This window comes from Neisseria subflava (assembly GCF_005221305.1).
Taxonomy (GTDB): Bacteria; Pseudomonadota; Gammaproteobacteria; order Burkholderiales; family Neisseriaceae; genus Neisseria; species Neisseria subflava.
This window is the reverse complement of the sequence record NZ_CP039887.1, coordinates 841633-867581: the sequence shown is the minus strand read 5'-3', so window position 1 is coordinate 867581 and position 25949 is coordinate 841633. Positions and strand designations below refer to the sequence as shown.

The following is a 25949-nucleotide window of genomic DNA, read 5'->3' as shown; positions in this document are numbered from 1 at the left end:
ACTGCTAAGATTAAAATGGATAAATTTCTTGTTAGGAATTTTTATTAAAGCCATAAAATAGATATACAAAAGGCCGTCTGAAAATTTCAGACGGCCTTTATTTATGTTTTGATAGAAAGAGGATTAACTGAATAAACTTTTAAACCACAACACAATCGCGTCCCACATACGGCGCAACCAGCTGCCTTCTTCTACGCCGGTCAGGGCGACGACGTCTTTTTCGGCAATAATTTTACCGTCTTTCATGACTTTCAGCTTGCCCAATACTTGGCCTTTTTCAATCGGGGCGAGGACGGGCTGAAGCGTTTCTAAGATTGGTTTGACGTTTTTGCCGGTATCGTGAGGAATGGTAATGTAAACATCGTCCAAGAAACCGATATCTACGGCTTTGGTGCTGCCTTTGTAAACTTTGACTTGGGAAATCACTTCTCCGCCGTTGTAAAGTTTAGGCGTATCAAATGCCTGCAATGACCAGTTGAGCAGTTTGCTGCTTTCGCTGGCGCGCGCTTCGGTGGATTCGGCACCGGCAAGAATGGATACAATACGGCGGTTGTTGCGTTTGCTGGAAGCGGCAAGATGATAGCCTGCGCCTTCGCTATAGCCGGTTTTCAAACCGTCGATACTGCTGTCGCGATAGAGCAGGAGATTGCGGTTGGGCTGCTCGATATTATTGTATTTGAAAGATTTGTTTGCAAATAAAGGATAATATTTCGGATAGTCATTGATGAGCGCGGCAGCCAAGATGGCAAGGTCGCCAACGGTTGAAACATGGCCGTTAGAAGAAATACCGGTCGGGTTGTTGAAGTGGGTGTGCTTCATGCCCAAGCGTTTGGCTTCTTCGTTCATTTGTTTGACGAATTCATCGATAGAGCCGTTGCCAATGGCTTCGGCAAGGGTAATGGCGGCATCGTTGGCTGACTGGATGGTTGTACCCTTAATCAAGGAGCTGACGCTGACAGGAACTTTAGGATCGAGGAACATGCGCGAACCTTCGACTTTCCATGCAGCATTGGAAACAGTCAGCATTTGGCCTGCCTCAAGCGTACCGTTTTCCAGTGCTTTAAAGGCAAGGTAAGCAGTCATCATTTGCGTCAACGCGGCAGGCTCGATAGGCGTGTCGGCATTGTTGGATGCCAAGGTTTGCTTGCTGTGCAAGTCGGTAACGATATAGGCAGTTGCCGCAATTTCCGGCGGCGTTGTCGGGCTGTTGATGCTGTGCAGCAGCGGCTGCGTTTGAGCCTCGCTTTGTACGGCAGGTGTGGATGCAACCAGGTCGGCAGCAAGGGAATGAGTATTCAGGAGGGCAGCAAAAATTAAGCTAAGTAGCGTTTTTTTCATCATTATTTGTGGATTTGAATATGAGTGGACACTGTTATGAGGTAAACAGTTTGGCATATTAAATAGATATTAAGTGGACATTATACCGTCTCATTTAGGCTTTGCTAAGATTTTTCTTGCCTTCAGACGGCCTCAGGGGTATGGTTTTAACTTTTTCCTCCGGTCGATTTGGCCGAATTGCAATTTATTTCCGAACACTAAAATACCATGAACCATTCCCTTCCTCTTTCTGATTATCTAACCCGTATTTTGACCGCTTCAGTTTATGATGTGGCCGTAGAAACGCCTTTGGATTTGGCGCGCAGTTTGTCAGGCCGTCTGAACAATCAGGTTTTGCTTAAACGTGAAGATTTGCAGCCGGTGTTTTCGTTCAAAATTCGCGGCGCGTACAACAAAATGGCGAAGCTGCCAAAAGAAGCCTTGGATTGCGGCGTGATTGCAGCAAGCGCGGGCAACCATGCGCAGGGTGTGGCTTTGTCGGCGCAGTATTTGGGTTGCCGTGCGGTGATTGTGATGCCGGAGACTACGCCGAAAATCAAAATTGACGCGGTAAAGAGCCGAGGCGGCGAAGTGGTATTGAAAGGTGTGTCTTACAACGATGCCTATGATTATGCGATGGAGTTGGCAGAAAAGGAAAAACTGACCTATATCGCGCCGTTTGATGATCCTGATGTGATTGCGGGTCAGGGAACCATCGGCATGGAAATCCTCCGTCAACACCGCAATATCAATGCGATTTTTGTGCCGATTGGCGGCGGCGGTTTGGCGGCTGGCGTGGCGGCATTTATTAAACAGGTTTGCCCTGAAATTAAAGTCATTGGCGTGCAAACCGATGATTCTTGCTGTATGAAGCAATCGGTTGAGGCAGGGGAAATCGTACATTTGAAAGATGTCGGCCTGTTTTCAGACGGCACGGCTGTTAAAGTGGTGGGTGAGGAGACCTTCCGCCTGTGTAAAGAGCTATTGGACGAGATTATTACGGTCAATACGGATATGTTGTGCGGCGCCATCAAAGATATTTTTGACGATACGCGCAGCATTACCGAGCCTGCGGGCGCATTGGCCCTTGCCGGCCTGAAGGCTTATGTCGCGAAAAACAATATCCAAGGTCAAAATTTGGTTGCGGTCACTAGTGGTGCCAACATGAACTTCCACCGCCTGCGCCATGTTTCTGAACGCAGTGAACTGGGTGAGGGCAACGAAGGTATTTTTGCCGTTACCATTCCTGAAGAAAAAGGCAGCTTCCTCAAGTTTATCAATATATTGGGTAGTCGGAATATTACCGAGTTCAACTACCGCTACGGCAATGACAACAAGGCTCATATTTTTGTCGGCTTGCAAACTGCCGGTGCGCAAGACTTGGCCGTCATCAGCAAACAACTGGCTGACGCAGGTTTGCCGAATGTTGACCTGACCAATGACGAAATCGCCAAAATCCATATCCGTTACATGGTCGGCGGACGTACGGAAAAAGTATCCAGTGAACGTTTGGTCAGCTTTGAATTTCCGGAACGCCCCGGCGCATTGTCCCGTTTCTTGAACCATATGCGCGCCGAATGGAATATCACTTTGTTCCATTATCGCAATCATGGTGCGGACTACGGCCGTATTTTGGTCGGTATCGATGTACCTGAAAGCGACAATGAAGCCTTTACCGATTTCTTGGAGAGCTTGGGTTATGTTTATAAAGAAGAAACCGATAATCCGGCTTATAAACTTTTCTTGGCTTAATCAATAAGATAAAAGGCCGTCTGAAATTTTTCAGACGGCCTTGTGTTTTATGTTTGGCTTTATTTCTTACGGAACACCAAGTCCCAAACGCCATGACCCAATCGTTTGCCTCGAGCTTCAAATTTGGTTTCAGGGCGATAATCAGGTGTAGGGGCGTAATCGGCAGCCGTGTTTTGCAAAGCGTCGAAACTGCTCAAAACCTCCAGCATTTGCACGGCGTATTCTTCCCAGTCGGTCGCCATATGGACATAGCCGCCGCTTTTGAGTTTGGGCAGCAGCTTTTCAACAAACGGCACTTGTACCAAGCGGCGTTTATTGTGGCGTTTTTTGTGCCAAGGGTCAGGGAAGAAAATATGAATGCCGTCTAAAGAACCGTCTTCCAGCATCTTTTCCACTACTTCCACCGCATCATGACGCATCACACGGATATTGGAAATGTGTTCTTCCTCAATCAGCTTCAAAATATTACCGACACCTGGGCCGTGAACATCAATCGCTAAAAAGTCGGTATCGGGCAGACGTTTGGCGATTTCCACTGTCGCAACGCCCATACCGAAACCGATTTCCAATACTTTAGGATTGTCCCGTCCAAAAGCGCGGTTCAAATCCAAAGGAGCTTCTTGGAAGTCCACACCAAATTGCGGCCACATCGTATCAATGGCGCGCTGTTGGGCCGCGGTCATATGGCCTTGGCGTAAGACGAAACTGCGGATGCTGCGTTTGTGTTCTTCCGGAACGGTATTTTCGGGTGTATTTTCTGGAATGTTTTCGGACATGTTGTTTTAAATCAGTGAAAAATCAAATAAAAAGGCCGTCTGAAAGAATCAGACAACCCTGCATATAAATCGGCGTGATTATAGCGAATAAACGCTTTTCCTGAAACCTTTTAAAAAGAAGGTTTCAGACGGCCTTTTTAAGACAATACCGGTTGCGGTACTTTGTGTTGCACCGCATAAACCGCTGCTTGGACGCGGCTGCTTAGGTTTAACTTGCGCAACAGGTTTTGTACATGCACTTTGACGGTTGACTCTGCCAGATTCAAATGGCGGGCAATGATTTTGTTGCTGTGTCCGGCGGCAAGATAGCCCAAGATTTCCATTTCGCGCGGGGTCAGTTGCTCCAGCAGATGGTCGGAGCGTGAAGGAGAGGGAGAAATCAGCGATTGCACTAAGCGGCTGGTCATTTCTGGAGAAAAGACGTTGTCGCCATCGACAGCTTTGCGGATGCTTTCCAACAGGAAGTCGGCGTTGATGTTTTTCAGCAAAAAGCCTTTTGCACCCATACGCATACATTCGGTCAAATCGTCGCTGTCTTCAGAAACGGTCAGCATGATGACGGTCAGCTGCGGATTGATACTTAAAATTTGAGCCAATGCTTCGCGGCCGTTCATAACCGGCATATCCAAGTCCAGCAAGGCCACATCAGGCTTGAGCTGCTCAACCATTTTTACGCCGGCCAGGCCGTCTGAAGCTTCGCCGACGACTTCAAAATCAGGCTGGCGTGAAAGCAAGGCCTTGATACCGCTGCGAAATAGGGTGTGGTCGTCAATAAGGGTAATTTTAATCGTCATGATGCTGTTCTCATTTGTTGCGGCAAAGTCAGCATAACCGCCGTACCTTGCCCAATCTGCGATGTAATGGCCAATTCTGCGTTAATCCGTTGGGCCCGTTCTTGCATAATGCCCAAGCCGACATGTTCGCCTGAAGGCCGGTTTGATAGGTGTTCTTTATTAAAGCCTGCGCCGTCGTCACGAATGGTCATGACAAAATCGCCGTGGTTGGCAATTTCGACGCTGACATGTTGCGCACGTGCGTGCTTCCGGATATTAGACAGGCTTTCCTGCAAGATGAAGATGATCTGCAAATGCTCATCATAATTCAAAGCCTGCCCATCGTCCTGCCATTTTAAATCAACTGGAATACCGGTTTGTCGTTCAAAACGCGCCAGCAGCGATTCTACCGCTTCAGGAAAATCTTTATTACTGATTTTGGTGCGGAAATTCATCAAAAGTTCGCGTACGTCTTCGTAGCATTCCTGCACGCCGTCTTTGATGAAGCCGATATTTTCTTCGGCCTGCTCGCGTTGGTCTGAAGCAAACGCGCTTTCCAGCATTTGTACCTGCAAATTCAAAAAGGTCAAAGCTTGTGCGATGCTGTCATGCAAACCTTGCGCAATCAAGTTACGCTCCTGCAAGACTGCAAGTAGGCGGCGTTCTTGTTCCATGCGGTTGTTGGCGATGGAAATGCCCAACTGTCCACTTAAAGTATGCAGCAGTTTTTTGTCTTTCTCATCAGGCATATGGCCGTCTGAAAAATATAGGGTCAGTACGCCGAGCTGTTCATCTTGATAAACAATTGGAAATTCTACACGATTTCCTTCTTCGGTTTCACCGACGCTTGCCGCCAAATCAGAACGTTTCCGCTCCTCATCGGAAAGATATACCGTACCGCCTAAGGCTGAAAACGCCGGTAGAATTTGAGTTAAAAATTCTTCTGCCGCCTGTTGCGGTGTAAAGGTTTGGTGCAGATTACGCGTGGTTTGGTAGAGCAGGGTCAAATCACGGTTTTGTCGCGCCAAGTCTTGGGTTTGTTTGGCAACCTGTCCTTCCAAGTCTGTATAAAGCGTATGCAGACGACGGCTCATTTGGTTGAAACCCTTGCTTACTTGGGCAAACTCACGGATCTGGTCTGTCTCGATTTGAACGCCGAAATGCCCTTTGCTGATGGTCTCTACACCATCACGCAGTTTTTCCAAGGGTCGGATAATCCATGAATAATGCCAAACAATCATCAAGCCTGCAGCCACAACAATCATCAGCATCATGGCCATTTGAAAGCGGCGCAGCCACAAGGTATTTTGCTCGTTGGCATTTTCCATCGCCTGTAAAAATAGCTCGATGTTGCCGGCAAAACGGTACAGGCCGATTTGGGTCGGACGCTCGTAATGCTGCAAAGACGGCTTGATGTTGGATTCCCAATCAATCAACAGCATCGATTGAATCAAGTCGTAAGCCAATGGCATTTGAGACGGAATCAGCGGATGAATGGCATCGCTTTGCGTCACATTGGCCAGCGTACGCTCAAATTCTTTGATTTGGTTGTCAATTTGCGCATTGGGTGTACGGACACTTGCCATGTAAGCCAAACGGTACACCTGCATTTTCAAACTGCCCGCATCTTCAATCGTTTTGGCTGCGTTTTCCAAACGCCAAGAAAGCAGCAGGGTAAAGACAATCGACAAAAACGCCGAACTGACCCATAAAAAAGTCAGCAGTTTTAAACGCGAAGACAGGCTCAGGCCGTCTGAAGATCCGGAGAATAATCGCATAAAGCACGCAGGGAACTAATCCGACAATCTTATAAAAATATCATTCTTTCGGTCTATAAACAACCTGTCTAAAATAATTGTATGGTTATGATAAGAAAAAACAGGGGTTTAATGTAAAATCATGTTATGATAAAATTCATCTCAAGTGAATTAAATCATAAAAATAAGGTTTCAGACGGCCTGAAACCTTGAAACTTATCCAATAAACACAACATCTTGAACCATACTCCATACTCTGCTTCGCAAAGGACTACCAAAATGAAAATTTTCGCACTGATATTGGCCGGCGGGCAGGGAAGCCGGATGGGAGGTGTCGATAAGGGGTTGGTGCAATGGCACAACAAAGCCTTGATAGATCATGTTATCGAAAAAATCCGCCCCCAAGTCAGCCATATCGCCATCAGTGCCAACCGTAATCTTGAATCTTACGCACAACGCAGCGCACACGTTTTCTCGGATGCGCGCCAATGGCAGCATTACGGCCCTTTAGCTGCTTTGTGTACTGCCGCCAACGATTTGCAAATTGCCACGGCCGATTGGCTACTTATCGTATCCTGCGATATGCCGCGTTTGCCGGAAAACTTGGTTTCCCAGTTTGAAACCATCGCGCGGCGCACGCCATTGTGCAATGCGTTTTATGTGGAGACCCCTGCCAGACCGCATTACAGCGTGATGTTTATCCGGCCGCAAATCCTGCAAAGCACCGTGCCATACCTTTATTCAGGAATGCGCAGCATCCGCGGCTGGCTGCAGCAACAGCGCGCGCGGGTTGTCCATTTCCCTCATGAACAGGATTTTATCAGCTACAACACGGAAAACGATTTGGCCCAACCTTTGTAGTTGGATCAGTAAGGGAACTAATGTTTAGGTAGAGATATGCTAACTTGATGATTATTTAATATCTTTCAATAGGTAATAACTATCTTGTAATTAGTTCCCTTAGAAATTCATCAATCCGTATATTTAAATAAAATATACGGTCTTCGTTAAAATAAACTTTGGCTTTTTCCCTATCGACTGTTTCTTTTAGGTCATTTAGTCTGCCTAAGTCCAAATTTTCGCTGGTATATTTTCTTGCCAGCATTGCACGTAGCAAATCTCCATCTAGCCCTAAATCTTTAATTATTTTTAGCACCTTATCATTGGCATCTTTTTGTTTGTACGTGGTGATGTAATCACTTAATGCTAAATCTGAATCAAGCTTGATATCGCCGGATTGCACATCGTGTAAAAACAACTCAGCAAATTTTTGATCTTCTTTAGAAAGCGTAGCAAAAGAGTGGTGTAGCTCCTCGAGTGCAGCAGCTTCTTCTGTGCCGCCGATGGTTTTAAGCCATTTTTCAAAACGGGCATTCATATAATTTTGATCAATTTTATCGGTTTCGATTTCGTTGATGTGCGAACGCAAATCAAATGACACATCATCGCTACCGCCACCATTGCTTGGACTTTCTTTAAACAAATCTTTATAACGAGCCAGCAGTTTATCGTAGGTCTCTTGATCGAAATTGAGTGTGGCAGTGATCACGCTGTCGTCTTCCTGTACCACGTCATAGCTTGATTTTTCCCAAGAAAAGCCCAAGAGCCGGGCAGCTTGTAAGTGCTCATTGAGCTGATTGAATAGTTTGACAAACTTTGCGCATGAGGTTGTATCATTAGGTTTTTTTGAAAAATCCTCTAATCCTGCCCATTTAAAAATATCGGCAATATCGGCAAAACAGACATTCATTTTGTCGATAACTTTATCTAAATTATCTACAAACAGCCCCATTGGACGGTCGCCCGAATAAAGTTTTACGGCTCGCTCAATATTGCGTTGCATCGTATGCGGCTTGCGGTAATAGCGGATTAAACCAAAAGGCTTATCGGTTTTGTCACATAAGCGGTTAGTGCGGGAAAATGCCTGAATCAAGTTGGCGTAATCCAAAATTTTGTCTAGATAGAGCGTATTGAGCCATTTGCTGTCGAAGCCTGTCAGCATTTGATCGACCACAATCAACAAATCCAGCTGCTCGTCGGATTTAATTCTCTTATACGCATTGATATGCGACAACCTATCCGACAAATCCGTTTTAAATCGGGAATAAGTGGCGTAGCCGAAGCTTGTGCCAAACTGGGCGTTATAATCATTCAAAATTTCGGCAATCCATTCTTCCTTATCGTTGCCTTGACTATCGTTAAGAATATTCGGATCGAAAAGGGCAGTCAGCTTCAGCCCGGAATTTTTGGCTTTAATTAAGCGATAATAATCGACCGCTGTAGGAAATTGTCGCGTTGTTTACAGTATTTCCAGGAGAATACTGAAACATGAACATGCACAAAAACACCCGACTCACCCCGCACCACCGCCAAGCCATTTGGCTGGCCTACGCGCAGGGGAAGGAAAGCGTAACCTCCCTGGCACGCCGCTACCAAGTCAGCCGCGTCACCATTTACCGCGCACTTAAAGCCGCAAGGGGCAGACTGCTCAAACCCCAAACCAGTACCAACAACCGTTTCAAACAGGCAAAGTACGGAATGAAACGCCTGGCCAAGGTAGAACGCGGCATTCAGGAAAAACTCAAAAGGCAGGCCAAACGCTACAATAAATCCTACCCCGGAGAGCTGGTACATCTCGACACCGAACGGCTGCCGCTGCTCAAAGGGCAGAAAGCCACCGATAATCGGGATTACCTGTTTGTCGCCATCGACGATTTCTCAAGGGAGCTATACGCCGCCATTTTGCCGGACAAAACCGCAGACAGTGCCGCCAAGTTTCTGACCGAACACCTGATTGATCCCTGTCCATACCTGATTGAGTGCGTTTACTCCGACAACGGTACGGAATACAAAGGCTCGGCCAACCATGCTTTCAGTGTAGCCTGTTATGAGAACGGGATTGGTCAAAAGTTTACCCGGGTTGCCCGTCCGCAGACCAACGGTAAGGCGGAACGGGTTATCCGCACCCTGATGGAGATGTGGCATGAGAAACAGTTGTTTGACAGTCCGGAACACCGGCGAAAGGAGTTGTGCCGCTTTGTTAATTTCTATAACACTGTGAAGCCGCACCGCAGTTTGAACGGCGATACGCCGTTTGAGGTCTTGCAGGCTTCATTCTCAACCTGTGGTGTAAACAACGCAACGCTTTCCTACATTCCCGTGGTGCAACTGAGTCTTAACCGTTTGCAATCGGCAGAATGGCATTTCAATTTGGCGAAAAAATTAGCTGCTTTAAGAGAACAAGGCGTGCTGATTATCGGCAGCGGCAATATTGTGCATAATCTGAGGGCGATAAGCTGGGAACATATCGACAAAATCGGTGCAGGATATGACTGGGCGTTTGCTTTTAGGGAAACAGTCAATCAGGCGATTGCAACACGAGATGATGAAACTTTGGTGCATTATGATCAGTTAGGCGAAAAGGCCGAGCTTTCTGTGCCAACGCCGGATCATTACTTGCCCTTGCTTTACATTATGGCATTACGCGAACCGGATGATCCTATTACGTTTTTCAATGATAATTTGATTGTGGGATCGCTTAGTATGACGTCGGTTTTAATGGGATAAAAAGGAAAAAATTGATTCACTTTATGAATAGCGTGATATTGTTTCAGACGGCATCTTGTGTCCATATAAAAACGCTATCTCTATTGGCGAGGATGAGATTGAGCTTGTAATCTTTGAATATAAATGATTAGGATAGAACAAGCGTTTGGATTTTGAAGATGATTTATAAAACACTTCTTTGAAATTTGTCCACTCTTTGAAAAAGAAAAAAGGCCGTCTGAAAAACCTTTCAGACGGCCTTTTTATTTTTGAATTCTGTAAGTAATTGTAGAATTAAGAGAAACAGGAACTAGCAAACTAAAAATATTAGACTTATAAATTTAACATAATATAAATCATTTTCCTTTTTCCTATTCTTCTACAAATTCCGCTTTCTGTTCCTATATGTTAAATGAGAATTAATGATACTACTATAGAGTAGGTCAATAGTACTCCAATTTTTATTATAAAATCAATAGGTTTTAATAGAAATTCGGCCATTTAATTTTACTGTGACTCTATTATCAATTGTAGTCTGACAAAATAGGGTAGGGAAAAGATAGTGAATTGTGCTAACTTTGTTTGAACTTATTCAAAATTGTTCAGATAGTCTTATTTCATTAATCCTATTTTTTTCTCTCTACAAAATGCAAAGACCTTTGTTGATTAGTTATTATCACTTATTACTACTGTCAATCCCTGCATTTTAGTTTCCAATGACATTATTTATTGGAGAAATGTTTTCACTATCAGCCTTAACAATCATTATTAAAATGTGCTCCGATGTTCTGTCTCCGCCTGTATGCGGCTTGGGCGACGGCGAGGCTGCATTCGAGCAGGTTGCGGTTTTCGTATTCGGACGCGGTGTGCGGCTCGGTTTGGTTTTGCTTCCAAAGCCGCAGTTGGGCGATGGCGCGGTGTAGGTTGGTATCGTTGCGGAGAATGCCCAGATGGCGTTGATTGAACGCTTGCAGGGTATGGCGGCTGAATGCGTTTTGGAGACCGTCTGAAAAGATGTCTGTTTCGACGGAGGAGCGTTCAGACGGCCTTTGAGACGGTTCGGTTTGGAACGCATGTCTGTCTGCGATGGTTTGGGCGGCAAGTCTGGCGGTCACGACGCATTCGAGCAGGGAGTTGCTGGCGAGGCGGTTGGCTCCGTGCAGTCCGGTGCAGGCGGTTTCGCCTAAGGCGTAGAGCTGCGGCAGGGAGGTTCTGCCGCAGGGGTCGGTTTGGATACCGCCGCAGGTGTAGTGCTGCACGGGGCGGACGGGGATGGCTTGGCGCGTAATGTCCAAACCGCATTGGGACAGGCAGTGCCGATGGATGGACGGGAAATGCCGGCGGACGAACTCTGCGGGTTGATGGCTGATGTCGAGCGAGACGAAGTCTTGCGTTTGTTTGGCGATTTCGGCGGCGATGGCGCGGGCAACGATGTCGCGCGGCGCAAGTTCGGCTCGGCAGTCGTAATGCGGCATAAACCGTTCACCCGATTGGTTGGTCAGGATGCCGCCTTCGCCGCGCACGGCTTCGGAAATCAGGAAGGTGCGGCCGTTTTCAGACGACCTTGCCAAGCCTGTGGGGTGGAATTGGATAAATTCGAGGTTCTCAACTGTGCAGCCTGCGCGTATCGCCATGGCGATGGCGTCGCCCGTGCATTCGGGCGGCGTGGTGGTGGCGGCATAAATCTGCCCCAAGCCGCCGCCTGCGAGTACGGTATGGCGGGCGCGGATGCGGTAGGTTTCTTGCGTTCGACAGTCGAGGACGGTCAGTCCGCACGCCGCGCCTGATTCGGTTTGAATGTCCAACGCCATCTGCCGCTCGCAAACGCGGATGTTCGGGCGGCGGCGTATTTGGACAATCAGGCTCTGCATGACGGCTTCACCCGTGTAATCGGCGACGTGGGCGATTCGGCGGCAGGTATGCCCGCCTTCGCGCGTCAGGTGCAGGTCGTTATTATTTTGGTCGAACGCCACGCCCTGCGCCAGCAACCATTCGATTGCCGGTTTGCCCTGCGACAGGATGGTGCGGACGGCGGCTTCGTCACACAAGCCCGCGCCCGCTTCCAAGGTATCGGCAACGTGTTTTTCGATGTCGTCCTCTCCCGACCACGCCGCCGCAATCCCGCCTTGTGCATGACGGCTGGCGGTGTCGTCCAGCCGGTTTTTGCACAAAATGACGATGCGGAACGATTCAGGCAGCGACAGGGCGAGCGTCAGTGCCGCCAGCCCGTTTCCGGCAATCAATACGTCGCAATCGGTTTGCATGGTGTTGTCCTTGTTTGAGAGGTCGTCTGAAACGGCAATATGGACGGAAAATCAGGCGGGGCCCATGCCGTTGAACACATCTTTTTTCTTCAGCCCTGCCGCGAAGTCGAGCATACGCTGCAAAGGCAGTTTGGCGGCTTCGCCCAGCTTTCTGTCCAACAGGATTTCGTTACGTCCGCTTGTCAGGGCGTATTTGATGCCGCCCAGCGAATTCATCGCCATCCACGGGCAGAACGCGCAGCTTTTGCAGCTTCCGCCGTTGCCCGCCGTCGGTGCGGCGATAAATTCTTTGTCGGGCGCCTGCTTTTGCATTTCGTGCAGGATGCCCAAATCGGTCGCCACGATGAATTTTTTTTCAGGGCGCGATACGGCGGCTTTGAGCAGTTTGCTGGTCGAGCCGACCACGTCGCCCAGTTCGATGACGCTTTGCGGCGATTCGGGATGAACCAGCACCACTGCATCGGGATGCTCCGCCTTCAACGCCGCCAATTCCTGACCTTTGAATTCGTTATGGACGATGCACGAACCCTGCCACAACAGCATATCCGCGCCCGTTTCGCGGCGGATGTAGTCGCCGAGGTGGCGGTCGGGCCCCCAAATCAGTTTCTCGCCGCACGATTTCAGATACGACACGATTTCCAACGCCACCGAAGACGTTACCACCCAATCGGCACGCGCTTTCACGGCGGCGGAAGTGTTGGCGTACACCACCACCGTACGGTCGGGGTGTTGGTCGCAAAACGCTGAAAACGCTTCTTCGGGACAACCCAAATCCAAAGAACATTCCGCTTCCAAATCAGGCATCAGCACCGTTTTTTCAGGGCAGAGAATTTTCGCGCTCTCACCCATGAAGCGCACGCCCGCCACCACCAGCGTACCGGCTTCGTGTTCCGCACCGAAGCGCGCCATTTCCAGCGAATCGCCCACACATCCGCCCGTTTCCAAAGCCAAATCCTGAATCAGCGGATCAACATAATAATGCGCCACCAAGACCGCGTTTTTCTCCTTCAGCAAAGCCTTGATTTCGTCTTTCAGACGACCTGCCGTCTCGCGGTCGGGTGTGTCGGCAACCTTCGCCCACGCCTGACGGATTTGGCAGGCGGAAGTCGGCGTTTGGATGAGGGGCATATCGTAATCGAACGAGCGGCGGGCGGCGGTTTGCATGATGTTTCCTTGTAGCTTGTTTTCAGACGGCATGAAGGTTTGCCGTTTATATTTTGAAATAGTTTTATATTATGCTCAAATTGAGTATAATGTGCAAGGTCGTCTGAAAACAGGTTTGAGATACCGCAAAACCGACCCGCTTCGTTCCGACAAACCGCTTTGGTTTACAATAAAGCCTTTCCCACCCGCAGAAAGCCGAGCATGGACGCCTACCCCGAAGCCGAAGCCCCGCCGCAAAGCATCGTCGAGCTGGTTCCCGTATTGATTGCCGTTACCGACGGCGGCCTGCGGGTGTTGACCGTCGCCCAAGGCACGCTCCTGCCCAACGGCCCGCTCTCCCCCCTGCGCAATTCCCTGCAGGCGGGCGTGAAGCTGTGGGTCGCCAAGCAGACTTCGCAGCCTATGGGCTATGTGGAACAGCTTTACACCTTTGTCGACACCCACCGCCGCAACGAACACGGCATGCCCGTCTTGTACGTCAGCTATCTGGGGCTGGTGCGCGAGGCAGCCGACAGCATCCTGCACCCGGATGCGAAATGGCAGGACTGCTACGACTATTTCCCGTGGGAAGACTTGCGCACCGACGGCGGGCAGCGCGACGCCATCGTCAGCCACCTGCGCATTTGGGCAAACTCGGCGGACACGGAGGAAGTCCGCCAAAAGCGGCTCAAGCGCATTCATTTGTGTTGGGGGGTCGAACCGGAAAACTGGTCGGAAGAATACGTTTTGCAACGCTATGAAATGTTGTATGAAAGCGGCTTGATAGCGGAAGCCGCCGAGCCGCAGGCAAACTTCGACTTCGCGCTCACGGGACAGCCCATGCGCCACGACCACCGCCGCGTACTGGCGACCGCCCTGTCCCGCCTGCGCGCCAAAATCAAATACCGCCCCGTGATTTTCGAACTGATGCCGCCCGAATTCACGCTGCTGCAACTGCAAAACAGCGTCGAAGCCATCAGCGGCAGATTGCTGCACAAGCAAAACTTCCGCCGCCAGATTCAGCAGCAAAACCTCATCGAGCCGTCGGATACCGGCGTATCGGGCAGCAAAGGCCGTCCCGCGCAGCTTTACCGCTTCCGCGACGACGTCCTGCCCGATCAGCTGATTTCTGATATCGGACTGCCGCTGGGTAGCCGCTAACTGATTTTCAGACGGCCTCAAATTAAATTTTGCCTCATCGGGGCAATATCAATATTTTTCCAACAAAGGAACCTTAATGTCGTCTGAAAACAATCTTCTTTCTCTACCCGATACCCTGTTGCGTCCCATGGTAGAACAAGCCTTGAGCGAAGATTTGGGTAGGCGTAGCGACATTACGTCCGCCGCCGTTATCGCCCCCGATAAAACCGCCAAACTCTTCCTCGTCAGCCGCGAAAACGGCGTCATCGCCGGCATGGACTTGGCACGCCTCGCCTTTCAGACGATGGATCCGTCCGTCCGCTTCCAAGCCGAAATCCACGACGGGCAAGCCGTCCGCGCAGGTCAGACGCTTGCCGCCGTCGAAGGCAACGCCCGCGCGCTGCTCGCCGCCGAACGCACCGCGCTCAACTACCTCACGCACCTGAGCGGCATCGCCACCGCTACCGCTCGCGCAGTAGCCGAAGTTGATGGTTACAATGTGGACATCGTGTGCAGCCGTAAAACCATCCCCCTGCTGCGCGTCCTGCAAAAATACGCCGTCAGGGCGGGCGGCGGCGTGAACCACCGCATGGGCTTGGACGACGCCGTGCTCATCAAAGACAACCACCTCGCCTATTGCGGCAGCATCGCCCAAGCAGTTCGGCAGGCAAAACAGGCGGTCGGACCGTTGACTTGTGTAGAAATCGAAGTGGACACGTTGGCACAACTGGACGAAGCCATCGCAGCGGGCGCAGAACGGATTTTGCTGGACAACATGGACGACGAAACCTTGAAAGAAGCGGCAAACCGCTGCCACACACAAACCGCCCACACACACACCATCTATTGCGAAGCATCGGGCGGCATCGGCTTCGACCGCCTGAAGCGCGTGGCACAAACCGGCGTGGATGGCATCGCCCTCGGCTATCTGACCCACAGCAGCTGTTCGCTGGACATAGGGTTGGATTTCGTGGCTTAAATTTTGAGTTTGCTATAAAGCAAAGGCCGTCTGAAATATTGACGTTTCATTTTCAAGCAGCCTTTTTAATTCCAAAGCAGAAGATATAAAAATTATGCAGGTTAGCTTCAACTTTCATATAACATGAAAGAGTAGGGCATAACTAAGCCATCATGTAAAAAGCCGTCTAAAACCCAATGTTCAGACGGCCTTTTTACTCCCAAAATGATTAATTGATCATTACCATTTTCCAGTTATCCCAATACGGATTGTCCTACCTGGTGCAGGCATATAGGAACGGCTCATTGGGTCGAGGTAGTAGCGGTTGGTCAGATTGCTGCCCACCAGTTCGGCAGTCAGGTTTTTGCCGATTTTGTAGCGCAGGTAGGCATCCCATACCGCAACAGGCTACCAGCGCATATCGTTATATTGGGGTTTATGATTAGTTCCCATATATTGATTGAATACGTTGTAGTGGGGCTGCCACGTATCATTGCGGTTTTCATAGACGCGGCTGTGGTAATGGAAGCGCACGCCTGTTTCCAGTTTGTTGACAAGGAAACGGCTGCCCAATTCGGCATCAATCGACCAACGAGGTTGAAGCACGCTTGCCAGATAGCCCGAATCGGTCAAGCCGCCGTGGTTGCAGACAGGACGGTTCATAGTCTTACCGTTTTTCACAAAATAGCTTGAATTAACCATGCCCTCTGTTGCGGATGTCCAAGGGAAATTTTCGTCGCACATTTTGTTTTTCAGGCTGTGGAATACGTTCAGGCTGCCGAAGACGCGTCCGGTATCGAAGCGGGTGGACAGCTCGACACCACTGCGGATTTGTCTGTCGAATTGTTCGAATTCGAGATTGTCATCCCTGTCGATAACGTTTTTGGTCTTGTTATGGAAGTAGTTGATGCGGAAATCCGCTTTTTTCATTTTCGGTAACAGCCCCGTCAAATCATGGATGTAGCCCACTTCCCAGTTTTTGGCGTGTTCGGGTCGCCAGCCATAGCCCATGCGGTTGAATGAGCCGGCGGCGGTAGAAAAGCCGTAAGTCCCTTCAAAAATGCTGGGGTAGCGCAGGGTTTCGGTATAGCGCAAATAGGCGCGGCTGTAATCAGTAAAATTGACAGTGGCAGAAAATGCGGGCACCCAACCGCTGCCTTTCTGCTTCATTGCCCTCTGTCTTTCGGCTTCGGTCATTGGCGTTGTGTAAACACTTGCACTGGCTGCATCGTATTTAGGTACAAATTGCGGACTGTCTGGAATAGACGAGTCATATACAGGATTGGCGACTTTGGTGTGCAAATCAGGAATGCTGCCATTGGTAAGGGGATGATCCTGCATATTCAGACGGCCTTTATCGTCTTTCAACCAATAGAAATCCACCTTTTCATTAGGATTGACCCATTTTTCGCGATCATCTGTCAAAGTCGGAATATATTGCGAATTGACTTGAAACGAATACAGGCTAATTTGTTTATGTTTTTTTCTTTGTTCTGAATATTCGTCCGCCATATATAAAGCATAATCAAGACTGCCATTTGCCAAAGCATCGTCAATTGCCTTGTAATCCGCGTATTCTTGCGGCGTGGCAACCCTGCCGATCGAATATTTTATTCCCCTGTTCATTTCTAACGGATAGCCGGTCTTATACGTGCCGCTTTCCAAACGTTTGCTTTTATCCTGAAGCTGAAAATTGGTGTACCGTCCGCCCGCCATCAATGTCAGCCAGCGGAACGGCTCGTAGCGGAAATTGAAGCCTAGATTGTATTCTCGCCGCTTGCCGTTGCGCGGTACACCGTATTGGTTCAATTCATAATTTGCCCTGATGGTGCTGTTTTCGAGTTCTTCCCGATATTTGTCGTATCCTCCCCGCTCCAGCTCGTCTGAAAAATCATTGCGCGATGTCAGTTTTTCGTTTTGAAAATCGCCCATCAAGGTCAACGACAGTTTGTCGCTCAATTTCATACGGTTGGAGAATTGAAAGCCTGTCCGGTTGTTACGGGCGTAATAGGCGTTGCCTTTAATGGTGTTGAAGCGTCCGTTGGTATTGGGCGTTTCGGGTTTGGGCGGTTTTGGGGTTCCAAAGCCTGCATCCAGCAATTCTCGACGTTCTTCGGGCGTAGATTTTTGCCATCTGTCATACTCATCCCATGCTATTTGAAATTTGTTGTCCTCATAAACGGTATCGCCGGGTGAGCCGCCTGCGGTATTGGTTTTGGAATTGGTGCGCGTTGTCCAAAGCGTGCATCGAAATCTATCCAACGGCTGCCCTCGGGCTTCCATGAATAGTCGATATTGTAGGAACGCTGTTTGACCCATGTCTGCAGCCATTCGGCAATTTTGTTGAGGACGGACGCATCCCAACTGATGGGGCCGATAATGCGCGAAGGCATGATTTCGCCGAACGTGGAATCGGTATGGCGCAGGCCGAATTTGAGCGTTTGGCGGTTCGGCAGACGGAAGGTGGTTTTACCTACCCATGATTTGGTTTCGAGTGAGGTATTGCTGACTTCCCCGCCCGGATGGTAGAAAAGTCCGATTTTTGAAATATCAGGTGCGCCCAGCATGTTTTCACTGCCATAAAATTTTTCGCCCTTGGTAGCGGCTTCTTCTTGACGACGTTTTAATTCGTCTAAAGTTTCTTGTGTCCAAGGACCGATATAGCCGTAGCGCTCCGCCCCTTTTTTACCGGAAAAATAATTGCCTTTACTGCGGTAGGTATAGGCGAGCATGGCATCGAAATTGTCCTGCTTGGTGGCGGCGGCAATACGGTAGGCTTTATCCTCACCAAATTTATTGCGTCCGTTGAAACGCTGGTCGATTCGGTCGGTATCGTCAAAAAACGAACGCCAAATACCGCCCGTTGCTACTGCGGGAACAGGCAAGGTTCGATAATCGACTGAATGTTCATAAGCATTCTCACGCCTTTTGTTGGAATTGTTGGAAGCTTCCGCCTTCACTTCAAAGCCGTATTTCTGCCCTTCGGGGACAATATCGTCGGCATCGATGGTTTTCAGGGCGACGGAGCCGCCTATGCCGCTTTTCATATCACGGCTGAACGATGGGCCTTTTTCGATGGAAACGCTGCTGATGATGTTGGGGTCGACGTAGTTGCGGTTGTTTGCGCCTGCTCCGTGCCGTCGATGGTAACGGGAATCCGTCCCTGTCACTGTACGCCGCGTATATTGGGATCCAGCGCGCCGCTGTTGCGCGCGTCGCCGCTGTACACGCCGGACATGCCGCTCAAAAGGTCGGATACGGTGTTGCCTTTGAAGGTTTCGACTTCGTTTTTGCTCTTGTAAAGATTGACGATTTCGTGGGCATAAACCCGGTTTTTACCGATTTCGTCTTTATTGCGTGTGCCTTTGACAGTGATGGTATCGAGAATAACTGTCGAATTGTCTGCAGCATAAACAGCAGGGACGAAACCAATGGCGGCGATACAGGCGGAGAGGGGAGGACTTTGATCGGTTGCATAGAATGTATCCATATAACTTGATTGGTAAGGCCGTCTGAACAAGACAGATCGAATAGATGCGATTACACTCTGACTAAAATAATACAAATAAGTTTGATTATTATTTATAATTTTGTGAAATTCTAACTAATTTTTAATAATATGGAAATGTTTTTTGAGTTTGAGGTAAATAGAAGGGTGAGGGATAAGAGGAACAAATAAAAACTTATTTGAATATTTCAGACAGGCTTGGATTCGGATTTCAAATGCAACATCCGAATACCAGTGGTTGGAACAGATTCAAGAATAAAATACTTGGCGTTCCGTGGCTAAATGTTTTTTCGGCGATGCGCCTTTCGATCTTTGTCGATTATCTTGATGAAGGTGGCGGTAAACGGTGCTGTGATGGAATGTCATCTAGTGGTGTTTGTACAGGTAGGCGTAACGAATACATATGCTCTGTTCCTTTGTAGAGAGAGCGGAAATCACCGTATGCGGCGTGAATTAGATGAAGTTAATACGCCTGCCTTGGGCAAGTATTTGTCTGACTTTCACGTTTTATTCCGCCTGCGGCAGTTTGGTGGGAAACTCGGTTTCAGTGGAGACCTCCGAAGCAGCCCGCACTCAGGTATTTTGGATTGACTAACGCGAGCTATCTGCCAAATACTTTCCGCCAGGCATTCGGATTGATTTTAAACTTGGCTTTGAACTGCAAACGTAGGTTTGCCGCGCTGCCGAAGCCGCTTTGTTCGGCGATGCGTTCTATCGGCAAATCCGTATTTTCCAATAAATCCTGTACCTGCCATAGCCGCTCTGTGGTGAGCCACTCACCGAAATTCATGCCTGTGGCTTGAGAAAAATGGCGGATAAAGGTACGGCGGGAAACGGCTAATTTTTTTGCCAAATCGTCCAAGCGGTATGGGGTGGCAAGGTTTTGGCGCAGTTCGTCCAATAAGTGATTGATTTTGTCATCGGCGGTACGACGTTCGACAGGTCGGTGGATAAACTGTGCCTGCCCGCCTTCGCGGTGTGGTGCCGCAACCAAGGTACGGGCAAGGTCGTTGGCAACGGTTGCACCGTGGATTTTGCGGATGAGGTAAAGGCAGCAATCCAGCCCGCCCGCCGCACCTGCCGATGTTAAAAAGTTGCCGTCTTCCGCATATAGGCGGTTGGTATCTAGATGAATTTTAGGGAAACGGCGGACAAAGTCGTCTTCGGCCAGCCAGTGGGTAGCGGTGGTTCTGCCGTCTAAAAGTCCTGTGTAGGCAAGGGCGTAAGTGCCGTAACATAGGGCGGTGATATGCGCACCACGTTGTACTGCTTTCTGTAAATGTGCGCTCAACTCGGGTGTCGGGGCTTCTTCAATATTGCGCCAGCCTGCGATGACGATGATGTCGGCTTCTTCCGTCAAATCCAAGCCGCCGTGTACGGGAATGCTTGCGCCCAGTGCCGTGATAACGTCTTTGCTGTCATCGGAACAGATTTTCAGGTCAAAGAGTGGATTGTTCCGATAGGTCGTCTGAAAAACAGAAAAGGGAATGTTGAAGACAAAATCATTCATGCCCGATTGAGCATATAGCACGATTTTGGGGACAGTTTGATTTTGGCGAAACTCGTTACGCTCGTTTTCAGACGACATTTTGGCACTATCCTTACGTTTATTGGCAATATTGCCTATTTTAGCCGATACACCTGCTGCTTAAAATACGCTCCATGATTTTTTAAGGAGCAACATCATGAAATTCAAGCAATTTATTCTTGCCACTGTTTTGGGCGCGACAGCCTTTTCCGCTTGGGCAGACGATTCATACCAACATATCCGTAACGCTACCGCCAAAGTCGAATATGCGGGGCAGACGTTTTTGATTGACCCGTTTTTCGCCCCCAAGCATTCCATGAACGGCTTTGCCGGCACGTTCAATAACCAAGCCAAAATGCCGCTGGTCGGGCTACCGATGAGCGTGAATAAAATTTTGGACGGTGTGGATGCAGTTATCGTTACCCATACTCACGAAGACCATTGGGACGAAACCGCTGCACGTTCCATTCCGAAAAACCTGCCCGTATATGTGCAGCACCAAGCCGACGCGGCAAAAATCCGCAGCCAAGGCTTTACTGATGTACGCGTGTTGAACGGCAGCACCGTCTTCAACGGCGTAACCATCAGCAAAACCGGCGGCGTACACGGTACAGAAGCCATGTATGCCAATCCTCAGCTAGCCGAAATCTTAGGCGATGCAATGGGTGTGGTATTCCAAAGCAGCGGACATAAAACCGCTTATATTATGGGTGATACTGTGTGGACGGCAGATGTAAACAAAGCATTGAACCGCTACAAACCCGATTATCTGATTATGAACACGGGCTACGCGCTGATTTCAGGCATTTCAGACGGCATTATTATGGGGACGGCTGATGTATTAAAAGCCAGCCAAGTCATGCCTAAAGCCAAAATCATCACCGTACACATGGATACCGTGAATCATACCGCCGTCAGCCGCGCCGATATGCGTAAATTTATACGCGGTCAAGGCATTGAAAGCCGTGTGAACGTTCCGGAAGACGGAGAAATCCTGAAACTGGATTGATAAACGGCTTATTACCCTAAAGCAGCCTGCACCTTGTTTTCAAAGTGCAGGCTGCTTTTCGGATTTCAGACGGCCTTTAAAAGCAGTCTGCACAGGGTTTTCAGATAGCCTGAAAACTGCGTTTATGGCTTAACGGCCGCATCGCTGCCGTATCAGTCAATCATGGGCAGGTTAGAGCAGGCAGGCGTAGTCAGACGAATACATATGCTCCGCACCTTTGTTAGTGCTGTCTTGCAGTTCCCAAACTTGCAAAAACCGCCTATTTATTTTATAAATGTAAACCATTATTATTCAAATAATAAGGTTATGTAATGAAAAAGAAAGCGATTGCCTGTGTAGTAGGGGCGGTTTTTTCCGGACAGTTATATGCGGCTCAGATGCCGGTAGCTCAGGCAGAAATAGAGCCTGTGGTAGTCACGGCCGACCGCAACGCGCAAACGCTGGACAAAGCTGCGCCGAATGTGTCGGTTATCGGGCGCAAGACCTTAAACCAAGCGTCGGCGCAGAATTTGGACGACATGGTTTTGTACGAACCCGGCGTCAGTGTGCCGTCTGATAACAACCGCCGCGGCCATGCGGGCATCAATATCCGAGGCATAGACGGCAACCGCATCCTGATGATGGTGGACGGCGTACGCATTCCCGAGTCCTACGCGGGCGGCGGCTCCAACGGCGCGATTTCGGGACGCGATATGGTTGAAAGCGACACGCTGAAGCAGGTCGATATTGTCAAAGGTCCTTATTCCGCGCTGTACGGCAGCGATGCACTCGGCGGTGTGGTGAATATGGTTACGCTCTCGCCGCGCGATTTTGTCGATGCGGACAAACGCGGGCATTTCGGTTTGAAACACGGCTACCGCAGCCGCGACCGTAGCCACGGTGTAACGGCGACAGCCGCCGGTTTCCATGAAAACGCCGAAGGTCTGCTGATGCTGACGCGCCGCCAAGGCCACGAAACGGAAAACATGGGCGGCGACAAAAGCTACTCGACTTCGCGCACCGCCACCAATCCGCAGAAAAACAATGCCTACAATATCTTGGCGAAAGGCAATATCGGCAACGAACGCCACCGCTTGGAAACTTTGTACGAACAGTATTACCACGCCAACGATACCGTGTTGGCAAACAGCTTGGGTTCGCAATCGCGCGGGCCGGTAACCATCGCAACATCTGAGAGCAATGCTCGCGACCGCATCCGCCGTCAACGTATCGAAGCAGGCTACCGCTACACTGGCGAAGGCCGTCTGAAAGAAGCCAACCTGGCTGCCTATCAGCAAAAACTGCGTACGGAAGACGATGCCGTCGATGTGAGCATTACGCGTATGGGCGCGCGCCAATTAGGTAACTCGACCCGTTATTCCGACTACGGTTTCAATCAGACCATACGTGGGCTGAACGGACGTAGCGTGTGGGAGTTTGACGGCGCGGTCAAACAAACCGTCGTTGCCGGTGCCGAATACAAACATACTGAGACCGCCCGTCCGCGCGACAGTCTGACAGTGGACAATCTGAACGGCGCCGTCAGCAAAGTTTATGCAGGCAGCACCTATCCGAATAAAACCTTCCCCGACAGCAAGCGCAAAACGTTCAGCGTTTACGCACAAGACAGCCTGACCTTCGGCAACGGCATTGTTCTAACTCCGGCCTTACGTTACGAAAAAGACAAGCTGAATACTGAAACCGACCAAGCCTATCTCAACGCCAATCCCGGCGGAACGGCGACGCGCTTCAGTGATTCCGCGTTTACGCCCAGCCTGCGCCTGAGCGTGCCGATGGGTGAGCAGTTCACCGGATTTGCCACTTATTCACAAGGCTTCCGCACGCCGCCTTTTGACAGCGCGACCATGGCGTTTGCCAATACGACCTACGGCTATGCCATCATTCCCAATGCCAACCTCAAATCTGAACGCTCTAACAGCTTTGAATTGGGGATGAAGTTCAAAAACGAACGTGCCCGTGCGCAAGTCACCGCGTTCTACAACCGTTACCGCAACTTTATCAACCGCACTGAAATCGGTACCTCCACCATTGGCGGACGCCCGATTATCCAGTACCAATATCAAAATCTGGATAGGGTCAAAACCTACGGTGCCGAAGCCTCCGCCGCCTACAAATTCCTGCCGGGCTGGCAAGTCTCCGGCAACATCGCTTGGATGCGCGGTGAGCAGCAGGACGGCAAACCGTTGGATTCTGCTTATCCGCTCAACGGCGTTTTGGGTTTGGATTACACTCAGGAAAAATGGGGTGTGGGTACCAAGCTGCGCTGGTCGAAAAAACACAGCCGCGTCAGCAGCGACACTGTTTTCCAAGAGCCGGGTTATGGCGTATGGGATGTCGGCGCGTGGTACAAGCCGTTTAAAAACCTCGAAATCGGCGCAAACATTTACAACGTCGGCAACAAAAAATACTGGCAGCACGCAGACGTTGCCGGCATGAGCCGTACCAGTGTGATGGACTTGTACACCGAAACCGGCCGTAATTTCGCCGCAACCGTACAACTGAAGTTCTAATGTGATTCAACCGTTTTCAGACGGCCTGAGAAAACGAGCAGGCCGTCTGAAAGTATGCGACAAGGAAAAAAACAATGAAACTCAAACTCCTCCTGCTTTCCGCACTTATTTCGTTGACCGGCACTGCACACGCGCAACGCATCGTCGTGTTGACCCCTGATACGGCAGACATTGTTGCCGCGCTCGGCGCATTGGACGAAATCGTCGGCCGCGACCAGACCGTTCAAAATCCGGCGTTGAAAAACAAGCCCAGTATCGGCATTCATCGCCGCCTGACGGTTGAACCGATTGTGGCCGCCAAACCCGACATTGCCATCGGTTCATGGATGGCGCAGCCTGCCGATATTTTTGCCCACCTGCAAAAAGCAGGCATTAAAGCCGTCAATGTTGCGCCCGATGACAGCATCGCCGCCTATCCGCAAAGTATCCGCAACATCGGCCAGCTTATCGGCAAAAGCGTGCAGGCGGACAAGTTGGCCAGTAAGTGGCAGGCGGATATGAAACAGCAGCCTTCCAGCGGCAAACGCTACCTCTTCAGCTACGACGGACGCATCGTATCGGGCAAGAATACTGCCGCCGACGAAATCATCCGCCGTGCCGGCGGTATCAATGCCGCAGCCGCCATTGACGGCCTCAAACCGATGACGCGTGAGGCATGGATTGCGGCCAAACCCGACATCATCATTATTGCCGACCACAACACCGCCATGATGGGCAACGTCAAAACCTTTGCCGCACGCCCCGAAATCTCCGGCTCGCCTGCCGCGAAAAACGGCAAGATTTATTTGTGGAAGGCCAACGATATGTTCCGTTACGGGCTGGATACGCCGCAAGTGATTCAGCGTTTGCACGGTTTGGCGAAATAAACGCGCCTGTTTTGAACACCTTGCCTGATTTTTGTTTTCAGACGGCCTTGATTTGTTCCTTCTTATTGAGGAGGAAGTAAAACGGCTGTCTTAAAAATGCCGTCTGAAACTGTTCCTCAATCCGCTTAAACCGCATGATGTCATGAAACCGCATACCCTTACCCTCTGCCTGCTGCTTACTGCCGCCGCCGTTTATTTGTGCTGCGGCATCGGTTTTGGCGCGTGGGAGTCGCCGTTGGCGATGGATGAAACCGTCCGTCAAATCCGTTTACCGCGCATCTATACCGCGCTTTTGGTCGGAGCCGGTTTGTCCGCTTCGGGTGCGGCATTGCAGGCTTTATTTGAGAACCCGCTGGCTGATCCGAGTTTGATCGGGACGTCGGGCGGGGCGGCCTTGGGCGTGATTGTGCTATTGGCTTTGGGCGGTGGCGCGATGGGTGTGCCGGCGGCGGCTTTTCTCGGTGCATTGGGTGTGTGCCTGCTGATTTTGGCGGTGCACAAACTACTCGGCGGCGGTACTTTGGGATTGCTGGTGTTGGGGTTTGTGTTGAGCGCGTTTTCGGGCGCGGTGGTCAGCATGATTTTGTTTTTGTCTGACGATTTGGTATTGCGCAGCGCGACCACATGGCTGTCGGGCAGCCTTGCCGAAGCCGGTTTTTCATCGCCTGTTGCGGCAATCGCGGTCATGTTGCCCGGTTTTCTGATTTTGTTATCCGCAGGCAGGCGGCTGGATGTTTTGATGACAGGGGAAGATACGGCTGCCAGTATGGGGGTGTCGGTCGGGATATTGCGTGTGCAAACCGTAATCGGCGCGGCATTGATGACGGGGGCGGCGGTATCGCTTTCGGGCATCATCGGTTTTCTCGGCATGATGATCCCCAATGTACTGGCGCAAACCGTCGGCGGCAGCCGCCGCAAACTGATTGCGCTGTCGGCTTGGTTGGGCGCAGTGTTTTTGATGGTGGTGGACGGTGCGGCGCGCTGGCTGACATACCCTGTCGATCTGCCGGTCGGTATCGTGATTGCCTTATTGGGCGGACCGTTTTTTATGTATTTGTTTATCAAGCCTTTGAAAAGCCAATAGGCCGTCTGAAACTTCATT

General features: G+C 50.1%; 16 protein-coding genes and 3 pseudogenes. 10 read left to right on the top strand and 9 right to left on the bottom strand.

The features are described 5' to 3' along the window. Positions 1-123: 123 nt before the first annotated feature. Entirely contained in the window at positions 124-1341 is a 1218-nt protein-coding gene (locus tag FAH66_RS04215; protein ID WP_137040791.1) for a D-alanyl-D-alanine carboxypeptidase family protein, read from the bottom strand. A gap of 204 nt (positions 1342-1545) precedes the next feature. Between FAH66_RS04215 and ilvA the strand changes: the two genes are divergently transcribed. Next, on the top strand, positions 1546-3069 hold the full coding sequence (gene ilvA, locus FAH66_RS04210) for a threonine ammonia-lyase, biosynthetic (RefSeq protein WP_137040790.1): 1524 nt from the start codon (positions 1546-1548) through the stop codon (positions 3067-3069). Between the two features lie 59 nt (positions 3070-3128). Here the strand turns inward: ilvA and trmB are convergent, their stop codons facing one another. From trmB to FAH66_RS04195, 3 genes are all read right to left on the bottom strand, one after another. Beyond that, the gene (gene trmB, locus FAH66_RS04205; RefSeq protein WP_039862398.1) at positions 3129-3845 is read right to left on the bottom strand and encodes a tRNA (guanosine(46)-N7)-methyltransferase TrmB; all 717 of its coding nucleotides are present in this window, start codon (positions 3843-3845) and stop codon (positions 3129-3131) included. Positions 3846-3982: 137 nt separating this feature from the next. Further along, on the bottom strand, positions 3983-4639 hold the full coding sequence (locus tag FAH66_RS04200) for a response regulator (protein ID WP_137040789.1): 657 nt from the start codon (positions 4637-4639) through the stop codon (positions 3983-3985). Continuing rightward, a complete protein-coding gene (locus FAH66_RS04195) occupies positions 4636-6396 on the bottom strand; it encodes a histidine kinase (protein WP_137040788.1) in 1761 nt (586 codons plus the stop codon). Before FAH66_RS04195 ends, FAH66_RS04200 begins: the two co-directional genes overlap by 4 nt. 258 nt (positions 6397-6654) lie before the next feature. On the opposite strand from FAH66_RS04195, the gene mobA reads away from it, so the two are divergent. Continuing rightward, on the top strand, positions 6655-7236 hold the full coding sequence (gene mobA / locus FAH66_RS04190; protein WP_049328535.1) for a molybdenum cofactor guanylyltransferase MobA: 582 nt from the start codon (positions 6655-6657) through the stop codon (positions 7234-7236). Between the two features lie 79 nt (positions 7237-7315). Here the strand turns inward: mobA and FAH66_RS04185 are convergent, their stop codons facing one another. Continuing rightward, on the bottom strand, positions 7316-8611 hold the full coding sequence (locus tag FAH66_RS04185) for a type I restriction endonuclease subunit R, EcoR124 family (protein ID WP_425271369.1): 1296 nt from the start codon (positions 8609-8611) through the stop codon (positions 7316-7318). Between the two features lie 92 nt (positions 8612-8703). Between FAH66_RS04185 and FAH66_RS11160 the strand changes: the two are divergent. Both FAH66_RS11160 and FAH66_RS10810 read left to right on the top strand, forming a co-directional pair. Further along, positions 8704-9528 (top strand): annotated as a pseudogene (locus FAH66_RS11160) (integrase core domain-containing protein); the annotation flags it as partial. Next, positions 9529-9942, top strand: a pseudogene (locus tag FAH66_RS10810) (dioxygenase family protein); the annotation flags it as partial. It abuts the pseudogene before it with no gap. A 734-nt stretch (positions 9943-10676) separates the two neighbouring features. On the opposite strand, the gene nadB reads toward FAH66_RS10810, so the two are convergent. Continuing rightward, the gene (gene nadB / locus FAH66_RS04175) at positions 10677-12185 is read right to left on the bottom strand and encodes an L-aspartate oxidase (RefSeq protein WP_137040786.1); all 1509 of its coding nucleotides are present in this window, start codon (positions 12183-12185) and stop codon (positions 10677-10679) included. Positions 12186-12236: 51 nt separating this feature from the next. Further along, the gene (gene nadA, locus FAH66_RS04170; RefSeq protein ID WP_137040785.1) at positions 12237-13349 is read right to left on the bottom strand and encodes a quinolinate synthase NadA; all 1113 of its coding nucleotides are present in this window, start codon (positions 13347-13349) and stop codon (positions 12237-12239) included. Positions 13350-13550: 201 nt separating this feature from the next. Here nadA and FAH66_RS04160 point away from each other — a divergent pair, with 201 nt between their 5' ends. Both FAH66_RS04160 and nadC read left to right on the top strand, forming a co-directional pair. Beyond that, positions 13551-14489 carry an NUDIX hydrolase gene (locus FAH66_RS04160; RefSeq protein ID WP_137040784.1) on the top strand — a complete coding sequence of 313 codons (939 nt, stop codon included), beginning with the start codon at positions 13551-13553 and terminating at the stop codon, positions 14487-14489. Between the two features lie 76 nt (positions 14490-14565). Next, a complete protein-coding gene (nadC, locus tag FAH66_RS04155; protein WP_137040783.1) occupies positions 14566-15447 on the top strand; it encodes a carboxylating nicotinate-nucleotide diphosphorylase in 882 nt (293 codons plus the stop codon). A gap of 219 nt (positions 15448-15666) precedes the next feature. Here nadC and FAH66_RS04150 read toward each other — a convergent pair. Further along, positions 15667-18903 (bottom strand): annotated as a pseudogene (locus tag FAH66_RS04150) (TonB-dependent receptor domain-containing protein). 632 nt (positions 18904-19535) lie between these two features. Beyond that, positions 19536-20522, bottom strand: a complete 987-nt coding sequence (locus FAH66_RS04145; RefSeq protein ID WP_137040782.1) for a GlxA family transcriptional regulator — start codon at positions 20520-20522, stop codon at positions 19536-19538. A gap of 97 nt (positions 20523-20619) precedes the next feature. Here FAH66_RS04145 and FAH66_RS04140 point away from each other — a divergent pair, with 97 nt between their 5' ends. The 4 genes from FAH66_RS04140 (at position 20620) to FAH66_RS04125 (ending at position 25931) form a co-directional block, all read left to right on the top strand. Beyond that, entirely contained in the window at positions 20620-21471 is an 852-nt protein-coding gene (locus FAH66_RS04140; protein WP_070451972.1) for an MBL fold metallo-hydrolase, read from the top strand. A gap of 311 nt (positions 21472-21782) precedes the next feature. Then, positions 21783-23981 carry a TonB-dependent hemoglobin/transferrin/lactoferrin family receptor gene (locus FAH66_RS04135; RefSeq protein WP_137040781.1) on the top strand — a complete coding sequence of 733 codons (2199 nt, stop codon included), beginning with the start codon at positions 21783-21785 and terminating at the stop codon, positions 23979-23981. A 74-nt stretch (positions 23982-24055) separates the two neighbouring features. Then, positions 24056-24847, top strand: a complete 792-nt coding sequence (locus FAH66_RS04130; RefSeq protein WP_137040780.1) for a heme/hemin ABC transporter substrate-binding protein — start codon at positions 24056-24058, stop codon at positions 24845-24847. Between the two features lie 142 nt (positions 24848-24989). Beyond that, positions 24990-25931, top strand: a complete 942-nt coding sequence (locus FAH66_RS04125) for a FecCD family ABC transporter permease (RefSeq protein ID WP_137040779.1) — start codon at positions 24990-24992, stop codon at positions 25929-25931. Positions 25932-25949 lie beyond the last annotated feature (18 nt).